13 protein-coding genes are annotated in these 14,943 nt (G+C 39.9%); 6 read left to right on the forward strand and 7 right to left on the reverse strand.

Annotated features, from left to right (window positions below):
* The first annotated feature begins 750 nt into the window (after positions 1 to 750).
* Positions 751 to 891 (forward strand): CopG family transcriptional regulator, encoded by a 141-nt coding sequence (locus tag HCR01_RS29720; RefSeq protein WP_162399400.1) that lies wholly within the window; start codon positions 751 to 753, stop codon positions 889 to 891.
* Between the two features lie 982 nt (positions 892 to 1,873).
* Here the strand turns inward: HCR01_RS29720 and HCR01_RS29725 are convergent.
* The 5 genes from HCR01_RS29725 to HCR01_RS29745 form a co-directional block, all read right to left on the reverse strand.
* Entirely contained in the window at positions 1,874 to 2,518 is a 645-nt protein-coding gene (locus tag HCR01_RS29725; protein ID WP_193199613.1) for a heterocyst differentiation related protein, read from the reverse strand.
* Positions 2,519 to 2,736: 218 nt separating this feature from the next.
* Positions 2,737 to 3,582 carry a tryptophan synthase subunit alpha gene (trpA, locus tag HCR01_RS29730; protein ID WP_193199614.1) on the reverse strand — a complete coding sequence of 282 codons (846 nt, stop codon included), beginning with the start codon at positions 3,580 to 3,582 and terminating at the stop codon, positions 2,737 to 2,739.
* A gap of 72 nt (positions 3,583 to 3,654) precedes the next feature.
* Positions 3,655 to 3,966, reverse strand: a complete 312-nt coding sequence (locus HCR01_RS29735; protein ID WP_193199615.1) for a DUF3007 family protein — start codon at positions 3,964 to 3,966, stop codon at positions 3,655 to 3,657.
* Between the two features lie 24 nt (positions 3,967 to 3,990).
* On the reverse strand, positions 3,991 to 4,203 hold the full coding sequence (gene ndhL, locus HCR01_RS29740) for an NAD(P)H-quinone oxidoreductase subunit L (RefSeq protein ID WP_193199616.1): 213 nt from the start codon (positions 4,201 to 4,203) through the stop codon (positions 3,991 to 3,993).
* Positions 4,204 to 4,268: 65 nt separating this feature from the next.
* Positions 4,269 to 5,567, reverse strand: a complete 1,299-nt coding sequence (locus tag HCR01_RS29745; protein WP_193199617.1) for a DUF1835 domain-containing protein — start codon at positions 5,565 to 5,567, stop codon at positions 4,269 to 4,271.
* Positions 5,568 to 6,558: 991 nt separating this feature from the next.
* On the opposite strand from HCR01_RS29745, the gene HCR01_RS29750 reads away from it, so the two are divergent.
* Positions 6,559 to 7,878 carry a hypothetical protein gene (locus HCR01_RS29750; RefSeq protein WP_193199618.1) on the forward strand — a complete coding sequence of 440 codons (1,320 nt, stop codon included), beginning with the start codon at positions 6,559 to 6,561 and terminating at the stop codon, positions 7,876 to 7,878.
* A gap of 54 nt (positions 7,879 to 7,932) precedes the next feature.
* On the opposite strand, the gene HCR01_RS29755 is transcribed toward HCR01_RS29750, so the two are convergent.
* Complete coding sequence (locus tag HCR01_RS29755) at positions 7,933 to 8,853, reverse strand: lysylphosphatidylglycerol synthase transmembrane domain-containing protein (protein WP_193199619.1); 921 nt, start codon at positions 8,851 to 8,853, stop codon at positions 7,933 to 7,935.
* Positions 8,854 to 9,491: 638 nt separating this feature from the next.
* Here HCR01_RS29755 and HCR01_RS29760 point away from each other — a divergent pair.
* From HCR01_RS29760 to HCR01_RS29770, 3 genes are all read left to right on the forward strand, one after another.
* Positions 9,492 to 10,058 carry a DUF6658 family protein gene (locus tag HCR01_RS29760; RefSeq protein ID WP_193199620.1) on the forward strand — a complete coding sequence of 189 codons (567 nt, stop codon included), beginning with the start codon at positions 9,492 to 9,494 and terminating at the stop codon, positions 10,056 to 10,058.
* 97 nt (positions 10,059 to 10,155) lie between these two features.
* Entirely contained in the window at positions 10,156 to 10,749 is a 594-nt protein-coding gene (locus HCR01_RS29765; RefSeq protein ID WP_193199621.1) for a hypothetical protein, read from the forward strand.
* A 456-nt stretch (positions 10,750 to 11,205) separates the two neighbouring features.
* Positions 11,206 to 11,571: a DUF6464 family protein gene (locus tag HCR01_RS29770; protein WP_193199622.1), complete on the forward strand. Its 366-nt coding sequence runs from the start codon at positions 11,206 to 11,208 to the stop codon at positions 11,569 to 11,571.
* A gap of 43 nt (positions 11,572 to 11,614) precedes the next feature.
* On the opposite strand, the gene fmt is transcribed toward HCR01_RS29770, so the two are convergent.
* The gene (gene fmt, locus HCR01_RS29775; RefSeq protein WP_193199623.1) at positions 11,615 to 12,619 is read right to left on the reverse strand and encodes a methionyl-tRNA formyltransferase; all 1,005 of its coding nucleotides are present in this window, start codon (positions 12,617 to 12,619) and stop codon (positions 11,615 to 11,617) included.
* Between the two features lie 906 nt (positions 12,620 to 13,525).
* On the opposite strand from fmt, the gene HCR01_RS29780 reads away from it, so the two are divergent.
* Positions 13,526 to 14,821, forward strand: coding sequence for a hypothetical protein (locus HCR01_RS29780; protein WP_193199624.1), 1,296 nt, complete (start codon positions 13,526 to 13,528; stop codon positions 14,819 to 14,821).
* Positions 14,822 to 14,943: the final 122 nt, after the last annotated feature.

A 14,943-nucleotide genomic window follows, 5' to 3' on the forward strand; every position in this document is an offset into this window, starting at 1 on the left:
ATCTGTATTTTTAAATCTACTAAGTTTCTACATCTGGTTCTTAACCCAGACTTATACAGCAGTTGGCATTTTCATAAATCACATATAGAGACCGTGGATGTAACGTCTCTATAGGGTTTCGCGTTTTATTTATGTACTTGATATACCTGAAATCTGCTGTAAATCAATACAGTTCAGTTAACTAAGAATACTAGTTTAGGGAGCCACTTGTATGGGTGGGTTTCTTGGCTTGAATACAATAGCGTTTAAGCGGATGCAACCCAACAAACACTTTAGTAGGTGTTGGGTTTTGTTCCTTAGAGAATGTTTTAAAAGGGCCTTTGTCTATCATGTTGTAGCAAGATCCCGCAGGGTATGCAGTGTAGCGGAATAAAACATCTCAATATGTAGTCAAAAACTTAGCTGTTTCTCTACGAGACGCTGCGCGTAGCTTGCTTCGCCGTAGGAATACCTTACGCTTTGCTCCACTCAGAATGACATTTTTATACTATCTTGGACTTTACAAACATCCTCTTAACCCAACCTACGTAATTTGGTGTTTTTCACGCTAACTAAACTATATTAAGTTATAAACAACATAATACTATAGATATGGGTTTAATAATACCACTATAGCGGTATGCTGATAAAAGACTAGTTAAGGTAAGCAAGCACTATGTTTGAAAACTTGATACGTAGGTAAAGCAAGATAGCAAACTGTTGAAGGTTTCTAAAGTACAAGGGCAAATATTACACTTAGTGGGTGAGATTATGAGTAAAAAATTGACCGTCAAGCAAATTAGCCTCAACCTGGCATTAGATGAAGTCAAAAGACTTGAAACATACTGTAATCAGACAGGGAGAGCAAAAACAGATGTAATTAGAGAGCTTATTCGCAAGTTGCCTGATTAGGGTGGTAACTAGCAGAGAATTCCCGGTTGTTTTGCAAAAACAGACGTTAGTCTGGTAAAAAAGCTGAAGGCATATCAGTAGCATGAAAACCACAGTTTATGAACCCTATCTGTGTGGTTGCATAAACTGAATCTAACTCAAGCGGATCTTTTATCCTCAATAGGCTCTTGCAACACAACCGGTTCGTGAAGGCGATCGCTCTTGATCTTCACTTCAAAACTAGATTGGGATCAAGTATACCGAATCTGTAATGAAGGTTACTTCAGTCTTAACACTTAATCTATATATAATTTTGGTGTATTAAAATCCGCGAGACTAACATCTGCTAACGGACTTTCGTTGTCAACTTTGCCTAAAACGATGTGATTAGTAATTTGGCAAAGGTTAAAAATGAGTTCGTAGTATTTGAGTTTCTGACAAAATTTAGAACTTTTAGAGTACGTTTTTTGAGATTTTATTTAACTTTAACCACCCAGAAGGTGCTTATTACAGAAATCGCCATAAAATTATAAGTATTAATACGAAGTTTTAATTCTTAATTGTTAGATATAGAGTTTTGCTCAATTGTCAAGCGATCGCTCCAGGCATCACTAACTAACATTCAACAGACTAAAATAGCATTTGCTCACAAGGGGTAAACAAAAAAAATTTGTCAGTGAAGTCAACTTAAATACTCGCCAATTAATTTGGCACCTTTTTACTAGGCGTCCAGTAGAGTGTTCTATATCTCTAGAAATTTGTTATATATAGAACTGAATTGGCGAGAAATCGCTGATAATTACCCGATATAATTCCTGAAACCCGGATAACTTTACCTAGGTTTTTACTAGATATTGATGGCTAGGTGTAACATGTGCGATGGGCTACGCCCCGCCGTAGGCGATCGCAACGCCAACACAAATTCAATACAAGTGTGTCATCTTACAGTGATTAGACATAAATAGTATTTGCTAGCCCTAATAACAAATATTTCACTTCACTCTCAATGCATTTCGTCGTATTCTGGGGCTTCAACTCGTCTTGCTTCTAGTCGAGAAGGTGGGAGAAATTCAGCGCGACGCACAGGAACCAAAGGCGGTGTAGTTCCTTGATAGGGATGAATAACTTGTACAGTACGGGCTGGACGTTGCCGAGGTGAGAACAAAGCTAATACCCCAGCGACTACAACACCACCGCCAATAGTCAGACTCATGCCTCCTACTGCCCACACTATGGGTGAAGACCACCAAGGATTTTCTGGTTGGGATGGTGCTAATGCTGCTTTTGGTTGATTGTTCTGGGCTAATTGTAGCTGCTGGGTGTTGTAATTATCGAGAAGTCGTTGGTTTTGAGTTTTTAGCTGTTCGTTGTCGCTTTTTAAACGATCAAATTCTACTTTCAGCTTTTCCCATTCGACGCGCTGTTCAGAATTGGGAGCTACAGGTGGTTGATTGGGATAGATTGGTTGCCCATAAGGCCCATAAGGATACTGCGCTTGTGGCTGCATAACCTGGGGTGGCATTACAGTGGCGGGCATTTGTGGGGCAACAAAGTTAGATTGTAGAGGAGTATTTGTTCCTTTGAGTAATACAAGAGCCGCCAGTCCAGCTACGGCGACCCCGCCGATAAATGCCATACTCTCACTCATCGCCTTTGCCCCTCAATTGCGACGTAATTATAACCATTTGTGACTGACTCACTCTCACACTCATAATTTTTTACCTACTTAACTTCAGATAATACTCAAAATATAAGCAACTGTATCAGCTAGTTTTTTTACATCCTGATATCTGATGTTAATATTCAAGACCATAACCGTCAAATTGTCCACCAACTAAGGACAAAAAAACTACGCTGTTATACTTTTTAATCTACTTTCTCAGTCTGAGCAAGATGAGTATTTGTGCCGTTGTTGTCGGTCTTGATGGCTGACTTGAGACTTTGACAAAAATCAGCGATCGCCCTCAGTCCTTGCTCTGGTGTGCCTTCTGCCAGCCTTTTCACAAAAGCACTGCCCACAATCGCTGCATCAGCGCCCCATTCCCTGACTTGACGAGCTTGCGCTACTTGAGAAATGCCAAAGCCTACACCGATGGGTTTATCAGTAACACCACGAATTTGTTTAAGTAAATCTGACACTCGCGTTTCCATCTGGGAGCGTATGCCTGTAACTCCAGTGACACTAACTAAATAGATAAATCCTTGGGAGGAGCGAGCGATCGCTTCTATTCGTTCGGCTGAGCTGGTGGGAGCCACCAACAAAGTTACATCAATTCCCATTTCACCAGCTGGTTGAAGCAAGCCTGCGGCTTCTTCTAAAGGTAAGTCTGGTACTACCAATCCTGCCACCCCCGCAGCAGCAATTGAAGAGAGAAATTTGTCAATTCCCCGGTGCAAAATTGGATTGTAGTAGGTAAACAGGCTAATAGGCGATCGCAATTTAGGACTAGTTGTTTGCAACATTTCCAGCACATGCTCCAACTTAGTTCCCTTTTGCAGAGCACGGGTAGCAGCCGCTTGAATCACTGGCCCATCCGCTAGAGGATCGGAGTAGGGTACACCTAGTTCAATAATATCTGCCCCACTACGATCCAGAATTTGCAACGCTGCTGCTGTTGTTTCTAAATCTGGATCGCCAGCGGTGATAAATGGAATCAGAGCACACTCCCGATTCCGTACAAGAGTTTCAAAGCAATCAGAAATCGCAGTCATTAATTTTAAGAGTCAAGAGTCCAAAGTCAAGAGTTAAAATCTAGACTTTGGACTCTTGACTAATAGATAACTTTACACCTGAGTTTGTTCTTCTTGTTCTATTTCAGCTTGAATTCGTGCTAGTTCTTCGGGAGTAAGTTCTTCCAGCCGCTTTTGGAGAAAGTCCTGTTCATACTTTTCCCGCTGTTGGTGGTAGGTCATTTTTTGTCCCACTGCGCGGAAAAAATAGGTGACTAACCAGCCAACCAATCCACTGACTAATAAAACTTGGCTCCAGATGCCAGCTTCTTGATTATCTAACCCGACTAGCTGCAATAGTATGTATGCCAAGCCACCAGCCAGGAAAACGCCCAAGCCAATACTAATAGCGTCAACGCGTCGCATGAGATTTATGACCTACCAATCTTGTTAAACTTCAATTTGTCGCCGCTGGGGTCGAAAATTCACAAACGGCGATAGAACCAACAGACCTGGAAAGAAGAAAAACACCAAAAAGTACATAAAGGTACGCTCGATGGCGGTAGCCACATACCAACGCTGTTTCAGGTACAGCAAGATAGCAATTGGCATTACTAAAAGATAAGCTCCAGCCAAAGTCAGATAAAGCAGGGCGACAATCATACTTTTTTGTCTAAGCGTCTATTTTCCTATCATAGGCTGAATGCCTGATCTGAGGGAAGTATTGCCTATTGCAAAATAGGTTGATTTCGCAGGTCATCCCACATCCAGACGGGCTGACTGCTGGTTAGACGAATACCAACCGACGCGATCTCGCTAATACTAATCTCCAACCAATTCACCTCTCCCTGCACCAAAGCATGTCCCGCTTTAGTTAACTGGAGTACTCGCTTATACCAAGGTTCCTCTAGAGATGCAGTTGTAATCTCCAATGGTGGACAGTTACTTTGCAGCATTTGAGTCAGCACATACCAATACATGGTGTCTCCTAGATAGGGAAGCGGTTCTTTTTCCGCAACCAGAGTTCCAAAAAGTTTATCGACTCTCATAGTTTCCTTGTCTGCCAGAATTGAGAGCGTTAGCTGCTGTGTCAAACTGAGTCCATTTTTAACCCAAGGAAGTTCTTGGAGATGTCGCCGTAGCGCCTTCGACATTGGAGGAATTTCAGGAGTTCCGGTATTCACAATCTCGATCAGCGCTTGGGGTGATTCAGCGCTCAAAGCTTTCCAGACTCGATTTCCTAATTGAAGTTGTTGACGAGTAATGGGATGTCGCCGCTCCCAAAGAGTACAAAGTGCCTCCGATGAAAGTTGTCCCAACCCTACAAAGCGCTCAACACCTGGAAAAGAATCGATACAAATTAACTCTAAATGTTTGGGAAATGATTGGATCTTCCAAAAGTGGTGAAGCAGATGAGCTAAAACTAGCTGATCGTAAGAATCATGTTCAAACCACAGCACTACCCGCTCATATTGGTGGCTGATACATAATTGACTATATTCCCGTTCAAGGCAGTTTTGAGCATCCTTTAAAGTAACGCTGTATGCTTCTGAAATGAAGGCTGCTCGTATGTTCAAAAATCGGGACAGGTTAGAGTCTGAAGGAATAGGCCCCTGGCAATAAGGATCGGAAAATTCCAAGAAATCGCCACAAAAGCCTGCGAGCGCCAACTTATTCGCAATATCTGATCCACACCGTAGATGCAGGGTTTTTAAATCGGCATCGAAAGCTGTCATAATACCACGGGATATATCGTCACTGGCTTGATCAATGCGTTGGATATGCTCCTTGAGCTTCACCCAACTTGGTAATCCATTTTCCCTGGCTATAACCAGTTGAGCATCACTAAGCTGAGGTTGAAATGCCGCAAAATCTCTAATTTGAAAAGCCTTGGGATGATATTGCTGAAAACGTTTAAGCGCTAACTCCTGATAAGCTCTGTACTCAAAAAGCAAATCTTTTGCACGTTTCTTCTGTTGTTCAAGATTTAAGCGCTCCTCTTTAAGTGGCTGGCGCGGATTAGACATACGACCTCCTCTATTACCGCCTGTGTCCGCCAGTCAGGCAAAGGAAACCGTATTATATAAAGCTGTGATGATGGGCGCAGCCCTTTCCGCGGACGTGGTAGCGTATTCACGCATATAATTATTCTAACACAATTACGTTGTGCCCACACTCCGTATTGCATTAAAACCAGAACTGCTGTAGATTTATGACTGTGGAATTCGTCAACAAAGTCAAGTAAAAAGAGAGACAAAATACTGATTCACGACAAAATTTTTGAAATCTAGTTGCACAAAAGACACAATTGATGGTGGAATAGATAGGGAAGTATTTGCTGCCTTAGAATAGTAAGTATTTACCAAACACCTAAGGGGGTGTGGCGGAATGGTAGACGCTACGGACTTAGTAAACTGAGCCTTGAAGGAGAAATCCCTCAAGTGGATGCTCTCAAACTCAGGGAAACCTAAATCTGTTAACAGACACGGCAATCCTGAGCCAAGCCCATCAATTTGAAGTTTTAAATTTGTGATTGTTCTGCAATCCCAAAGTCGAAATCCAAAATTGAGGGAAGGTGCAGAGACCCGACGGGAGCTACCCTAACGTTAAGTCGAGGGTAAAGGGAGAGTCCAATTCTCAAAGCCTGTGATTGCTAAAGCTATCAGGCAGTAGTGAAAGCTACGAGAGAATGAAAATCCGTTGACCGTAAAAGGTCGTGAGGGTTCAAGTCCCTCCACCCCCACTAAAAAATTCAAAAATCAAAAAAACTAACCCATCAAGTACAGGTGGGTTTCATAGTATTTTAGATAAACAGATCTGTAAAAAATGTGTTATTATTGTTACTTTGAATCTTAAGTAATTTTTCTTAATTATGGAATACTTTAAATTTAAAATTTTATTTATCCAACTTTATGTAAAAAAAATGCTGAATCTTTGAAGAATAGATTGATACTACTGTTCGGCAAGGTTAAGCTGATAACAATATAAACAGAAAGCTCTTTTGTCTTGAGAACTGGAATGACCGCTAATAGTTTACCAAGTAGCCAGGGATATCAGCATTTTGTTACGTCCAACTCTAGACAGCTTAATGTGGAAATTGCACAAGAGAGGGTTTACAGTTTCTTGGCGGATATTGTCAAACAATCTCCACCAGAGGATGTTTTGCGAGAATTTAAAGGTTTATTTATAGATGGTTTGGATTCACTAAGTTCGGATTATGTTCCAGGAATATACGGAATCTTCTTTGACGATAAAGAACAAGAGTTTCGTAACACACTTAAACGATGTTGTTACATAATAATTAATAACTGGGAAACTAATAGAAAATACAAATATATTCAAGAATTAGTTAACTTATTTACTACTAGTAATCTGATAACTGAAACAATAAATTCTTCAATAATTAATATCTGTAAAAGCTGGCTAGACAGTTTTATCAAAAGTAATGATTATCAAGAACTTAAATTATTTGCTGCTAGATATAATGAACCAGACAAAAACTGTTGGACTCATCGCTATACTTCTTATTTATTAGTTGCTCAATCTTTGAATGAAACTAATTCTAAAGAGCAACAAGAGGCTGCCAAGAAGCTGTCTAAACAGATAAAAGACAAATTTAAGTTTGAACTAGCAATGTATATTGCTCGTTGTCAATCTGCTGCTTCAAGTACAACACGTTACAAAAATCCTAGTATTTTAGGAGATAATGTTTTACATTTGATCAAGGTAATTGTCTTAAGAAAAGGTGTATTTAGCCATAATAATATTGCTAATATATTTGTCCAACAAACTAAAAACCAAAGTCTTGAAGAATTCAAAGAAAGTATTATAAAATATTTATTTTTTTCAGTAGAGGATCAAGAATTAGCAAAAAGTTTAAAGCAGCAGTTTGTAGAGAAGTTATCGTCATGGAAGACAGAACATAATGAAGAAGTTATCACGAAAGAGTTTTTTCTAAGAACCTGTAACCGTGTGATCGATTTTCTGACTACAGAACATGGAAAAGAACCTTCATCATTGTTCCTTTTATTGCTTTCACAAGGAAATCCCCTCACATTAGTGATTATACTGCTGAAGATTATTTTGATTTGTAGAAACTCTCGTATACATTTAGAAGCTCGTATTGCTCATCTGATTTATTACTACGAGAAGTATTCCGCAGATGAATGTAAGTGGGTAATTAATTTTATTGAAATTTTTAATATCACGTTTGCAATCTACGCAGACAATGTAGAATACAACTTAATTAAGATGAAAGAAGATCAAAATTGTAATCCGCAGTTGAATCTAGATAGTTATCGTGTGTTTTCGCAGTTGAAGACAAATTCACAAAAATGAATGCAGTCTTAAATTTATTTGTTTGGGGAAATAATCGAAATTATAAATCAAAACTTAGTACTGAGCAAGACGTTCATCGAACCAAGCTAAAGCAGCACCAATAGTTTCAGCTAGAATACTAATTAGGCGGTATAGAGCGATCGCACCAAATACTAGGGCCCCTGGAAAGTGGTACTGTAACAGTTCATAAGCAGTTGCTTCAAACACGCCCAATCCACCAGGCGCACCTGGAATAACTAACCCTAGCAACCAAGCGAAACTAAAAGCCCCCAGTAACAAAGGAATTTGACTCCAATTTAAAGAACTCAGCGCAGCAATAGTTAATATAAAGCCAGTACCACGCAATCCTAAAAAGCCTAATTCTCCTAACAAAGGTCGTAAAGGATAGCGTTCAATATTAAAGGGAACAGTAGGCTGAGTCGTATCAGCAGATTTTTTTGCTTTCAGTCTGTACAAAAAGCGAATGGCTAGGTTCAAAAACCGGGGATGAACTGCACAAAGCACCACAGCTAAACTCAGCAATTGCAATATTTGCACAACCGGAGTGGTATTTGCTGCTGCAAATTGACTACCAAATAGAACAATGATGATTAAAGCAGCCGCTACCATGAGTAGCGGTTCTAGCAAAACGCTTAAGGTGGCTGCACCACTGGGTATATTAGCATTCTTCGTTGCTACAATTCGCCCATAGTAATGCCAGACGTTACCTGGTAAATACTTGGCAATGTTTGTTTTTAGATAAACTTGAATAAACTGGGAAGATGATACAGGTTGATTTAAATCTTGCAGAACCCAAGTCCAAATCCAGCCTGCCAAAATATGTGCTAGTAAAGTTACGCCTGTAGCGATCGCGAGAATTGCCCATCCTATACTATCAATGCGGATAGCAGTCACCTCAAGCCAATTATCTTTCAAAGCTTTCGCTAAAAAAAACAGCGTCCCACCCAAAATTATCCAGCGTAAAATTTGCTTCATGATTTTGGTAATTTAACGGTTAGAGCAACTAAGACTGAATACCTCAAATATTATGATGTATCAGCTACATCTGCAAAGATTTGGAGAAAAGATTCTTGACTTGTGAAAAAACCTAATGTAACTTTATTTACAAACTTTGTATTAAATTAATATAATTTACTGTCACACAAAAATTATATTGATATTGGAGTTTTTTAGATACTCTACACTCTAGAGTGTGTTGTCCAAGACAGATATTACATTGGTTCTTAACTGTTGACTATTGACGTTTATTTGTACTAAGATATTCATCATCTACATACATATTTAATATCTTTCTTAAGGCTGATATCACTTAACATAAATTGAACCCTAACTTATATATTGAATTTATACATTCACTCAAAATATCCTTAATTTTCTTACACAGAATCAACAGATTATTACATTAAATTATATCTCTCTATAGTTAGATAAAAATAGAGGTTTAGTACTAAGGAGAATGTTACCTACGCTAGATGTAAAGGTCGTTTTAGTCCTCTTATCCTTAACTAGGGTTATTCAAAGATTCGCTAACTAAGAAAAGCATAATAATTTGCCGATAAACCCGATTATTCAGCAAAAGTAATAGCTCATTTTTAGTTGAAAGGAGGACTAACGTGAACGTTTTGATAGGTTTCTTGAAAAAACTACGACTACGCCAGATGCTAACTATCTTTTTAGCTGGACTATTGTTGATAGTTAGTACTGCTTGTAGTGGAGTAAATGCTCAAGGTGCAAATCCACAAAATCCTGCTGTGCAAGCTGGCGGCGCAAACAATCCTTACAAGGGTGGTGGAGACAAATATACCAAATATAGGATGTCCACAGATCCGAAAGTAACGAATACAAAAGCCAATAAAGGGCAAGACCATGCTAGCTTACAACTAAACTCACAATTGCTCATTGCTACAAACAGAGAATCCGAGCTACTTTATCCTGGTGCTGAGACACCAGCAGGTAGACTAAACAAAGAAGCTGAACTGCCAATCATCACGGATAAAGACTTTCGCCAGTCTGAACCAGGTGGTTTAATTCAACGTGAACCAGATTTAGGCACTCGAGTTCAAGAGCGACTTGAGACTGTGAAAGAAGAATTTGAAGAAGCTTCCGGTTTTTTGAAAGAAAAAGCAGATGAGGCAAATGCCAGACCTGAAGTACAAAAAAATCCAGCGGTAGGCAGATAGAACTTTTATTTCGTCTCAATACATGAGATGGAAAATTAACTCTAAATGCTCCTCGACTAACGTTTAACTTAGACACAAAAATGCAAGGACTAGGACTATGAAAAAAATAAGCGCTTGGCTAAATAACATTCGTCCCGTAAAGATTTTAACTGTCTTTCTAGCAGGAATCTTCATCTTTTTGACCCAAGCTTGTGGTGATCCAGGAATAGCAAAACAACCACCACAGCCTGATGCTCAATCACCTTATACCAAACGATACGATCCCACAAAAGATTATCCTCTCTCTGCTCCTGCTGGCGGGATGAATAACTTTAGTGATGTAGACCCCAGAGCGAGAGGAACTGAAAAGGCAGCAAACGATAGATCTGAAGCGCTATCGAAAAATGCTCAAAGGAACGTTGAGGAGAAAGGGAGTGACAGTCGCGAGCAATACGGACGAAATTTTAAAGAGGGTACACCCTTGGGTGAAAGAGTGAAAAACCTAGGTGAAGATGTTGGTAGTTCTGCTGGAGAAGTCGGAGAAGGAGTCGCTAAGGGAACTAAGCGCGGAATTGAAAATATTAAGCAAAACACTCAAAACGCTGCCCAAGACCTGACTAGAAATGCTCAACGTGCAGGTGACAATGCCAGTAAAAATATTCAGCGAGGAGCTGAAGATGCAGCCGACGCAGTGAAAAACACAGTCAGATAGGCTAATTAAAATTAGTCATTGATTGTAGAACAGGCTTCTCGCCTGTTCTACTTTTGTATTTAATATGGATAATTATTATTAGTCTTTATTTTATTTTCAAATTCAAAAAATAGTATAAATATTTACTTATTTAAAGTAGTTAACTGCTATGTATAGATTTCTAGCAAACCTAGTTAGTCACTAACTATAGGAATCCGGTTTGATTTCTAAAAAGATACGTAGGGGAGCCAGTTGCGTGGGCGGGTCTCCCGACTTGAGCAAACTGGCGGTGTGTTAGCGACAGCGTAACGCACCAAAACCTCGATAATGGTGCGTTACGAACTCCGTTCTAACACACCCTACAATACCTAATTTCGTTCAAAAATCAAATAGTAATCCTATATAATCTAAATCCGGTAAGCTAAAGTAAGCTATTGCGATACCATCCTTATAATGTAAATCAAATCACATAAGCTTATGGAGCCAGACTCTTTACAAACCGAGGTGATTCTGACGTATCCGCGTGAGTCCCTCGGCAGAGTGCAACTTGATTGGACACCTCAACCCGGAAACTATCTCGATTTTCAAGGTAAGACCTACGCGGTTTTAGAGCGCCGCCACAGATATCAATTTAAGGCGGGGCGATATCGTTTGCATAATATTGCCATTTACGTGCAATCTGCTAAACGACCATCTGAAAAAAGTTTAGTACAGGGACGTTGGGTAATTGGTGATGCCACTTGCAGGTATAATGCTCGCTCAGAAATTATTCGCTGTGCTGTCAACCCAGATGGGCCTTGCAAGTCTTGTCGTTTCTATGAAAACTTAGAAGTTACGAGTTAGGAGTAATTAATCATCATCTCTCCATTTCTCCGTCTCCCACTCTCTAACTACCAGAGCCAAATACTTCTCCTACAGTTAAGCGAGTACCATTCACAAAATCCCATCCCGACTGGGGACGTTTACCAGCTAGCTGAACCTCTCGTAACAGCAGAAAACCTTCTCCAGTTTGGGCGATCGCTCCCAGTCCCTTAGTAATACTTACTACTTCTCCAGGGTTGTCTGATACAGTTGACAGATGAGATAATTTAGGTATTATTTCTTGTAATTCTGGTGGTAATTCGCGATCGCAAGCAGAGCCAAAGGGAGCAGAAGCACTGATTTTTAACGGTTTGTTGCGAAAGGTAGCAGTGCAATTAGGATAAAAGCCCCTAATTTGATTGTGTAATTGGATAGCGCTCTTTGACCAATCCAACACATAATCCTGTTTTTGAATTAAAGGTGCATAAGTCGCTTCTGAATTATCTTGGGGAATTGGTTCAATTTCCTTGGATTCTAGCTTCAATAAAGTTTCCACTAACAAATCTGCACCGATTACCGCTAGTCTATCGGCTAGATCTTGGGCATTCTCCAGTAATCCAACAGGCGTAGTCGCTTTTAGGAGCATTGCCCCAGTATCCATCCCCGCATCCATTAACATGGTAGTGATCCCCGCTTCCTTCTCGCCGTTATGCAGACACCACTGAATCGGAGCTGCACCCCGATATTTTGGTAAAATTGAGCCATGCAGATTAATGCAACCCAACTTTGGTATATCCAAAATTTTTTGCGACAATATTTGTCCATATGCGACAACGACAAATACATCTGCGTCTAATTGTCTAAGTTGGGTTAATGTTTCAGTGTTTTTTTTCACCGATTGGGGCTGACATACTGGTAAGGCGTGAGTGGTAGCGATGGTTTTTACTGGTGAAGGGATAAGTTTATTTCCGCGTTCCCGGCGTTTATCTGGTTGGGTTACAACTGCCAACACTTCAAATTCTGAGTGATTTAGTAATTTTTCTAAGGTGGGAACAGCAAACTGGGGAGTACCAAAAAATACGATTTTCATTAGTCATCAATCATTATTCATTAGTTAATAGTAAGTGCGACCCTAATAACTGACAACCGATTCAATTACAACTTTAATGCCGTAGTGCAAAGTACCGTTGACTTTTGTAAAGAGTATTAGTTGTTTGGTGATCAGATATTCTGTGATTGGTGAAACCAAAAGTTGCTTGATATACTTGTAACTAAGCTGGCAGCTAGATCAGCAAATACCAACTGTATCTTGCTTCTGGTGAACTGAATATTTTGACGATATCTGATGACAAATTGCCAGAGCATCTACCTGCTAAATTTAGTTCATAATTTTGTCTCGAATTAGCGTTGAGTGCGGTTTTGCTTGTAAAACGGGATGCTTTCCTGTTAGTTGCGGAGCTAATATTGCAATTTCTGTCTTTTAGTGGATGACACTAATAGTTTTTGAGTAATATGTATTGTGTGTCTAGTTCCCAAGTTTTTCAAGTAACGCCTCATACACATTTAACGTTATCGGAGTTTGTGTTGTTGTAGCAGGTATAAATCAACTTGCTAACTGCGGCTTAGTTACTATAGTCCAATTTTTGACAGCCTCCTATCTGATTTTGGGCTGCCAGTATAAATTCCCTTAACTTTCCCCAGTAACACTTAATTCTGGCGGGGTTGAGTATAGGAATGGAAATGGTGTATTTCATGCAGTAATTACTGAGTTATCTGCACGATTACTATACTGGCGTATTTTCGTAAAAAAATATTCTGTACCTACATCCATAAAACAAGTAACTAATAACACTTTAGTTTCGTAAAAATATGCGAAATTTGAAGCTAAGATCTCGTAAAAGGCTTTAGTTTCTTGTTATACATATAATCAGACCTTGCTCATTGCCGTATAGGCATTGCTCCTCACACAGCAACCACCCTTCTAAAGAGTCTACACATGCTTAAACCCCTTTTGCTGTCAGGATGGTTCCGCACGCACCCATTTCTTAATTACGTGGTCGTTGTGATACTGCTCGCACCTTTACTTGCGGCATCGGGTCACTCTACCGCAGCCAAATCGAGAGTAGCAAAGGTAACTTCAATGACTGGAGAATCTGACTCTGTGTCAAATGAAGTGGCTGCTATTAAAGAACCTGATATAGCTGAAATTATCAAAGCAGATCAAACAAACTCGCTGAGAGAAGAATTTGATGTGCCAATTAAAGAGGCTGCTGTTGAGACGCAAGTATTAGCAACAGATAAAATTGAGTCTTTACTAGAGAAAGATAATTCTCTGTCAAACCGTGATGTGCCAACTGCTAATCCATTATCAGCAGTTGAACTTGCACCATTACCAGAGGTGTCTGTTAGTAAACTTAATTTAGTGCAAAAATTAAAAGCTGCTAAGGTTAAGTCTTTGATAACAGAAAATTCTCAAATAAGACAAAAGCCTATTTCTCAATCATTAGCAGCAGTTGAACTTGCTCCAATTGCAGGAGAATCACAACCAGCTACAACAACGGAAATACCTACTGAAGAAGCCCAAGCAGAACAGACAGATCCAATAGGAAGTCCTCATCCCATTCCTTGGAAATGGATCACAGCTACTCAAGAGACTATTGGTTCTAAGGGTGGTTCTGGAGTGCGCTACTACCGCAGTGTGCCTGTAATTTCTCCAGATGGTAAATATGCTGTTTATAGTCGGGTGCAACTAGAAGTAAAACCGGAAATGTATAACAGTCGCGTCACCAGCGTTCTGTTTGTACAAGATATGCAAACTAAGAAGTTGTGGGTGATGGCTTCAACTGCTCCTGTTAGTGATCCCTTGTTAGCTGTAAAAACGGTGTCATCAGAACAGAGTGATACTGATGGGTCAATTGGGGTGTTAGTTCCCGTTAGCTGGTCGGAAAAAGGCGATCGCTTTTTAGCACGTAAGTTTAAAGGGGTGTTTAATACAGGCGATGCTACAGATCATGCAGTGATTTGGGATCGGCAAAAAAATCACGCCAACACTATTGCTCCTGCTCAAGAAGAAAATGAGCATGAGAAGATTGCCATATTGTTAGGTTGGAGTAAAAGCCAACCCGATCATGTGCTGTTCCGTGCTGGTGAAATGGGCGAGGAAAACTGGCCCTTGGTAAAAGTAGCTAATGATGGCAAGACTGTACCGACAACAACAGATGCAGATCAGCCTATTACTTTTGGTAAAAAAGTTACAGAAGTTTGGGCAGGGCCACAAGTTGCTTATCGATAGTTATAAAAAATCTTATATACTGCTCTCGTTGTTGCTAGTTGTAACAACGGGAAATTTTTTTTTAAGGAGATAGCTAACAGCCGTATGATCCAATAGAGGTTCTGAGTTATGAGATAACGTGA

It is taken from the genome of Nostoc sp. MG11, assembly GCF_014904695.1.
In the GTDB taxonomy this organism is placed as follows: domain Bacteria; phylum Cyanobacteriota; class Cyanobacteriia; order Cyanobacteriales; family Nostocaceae; genus Komarekiella.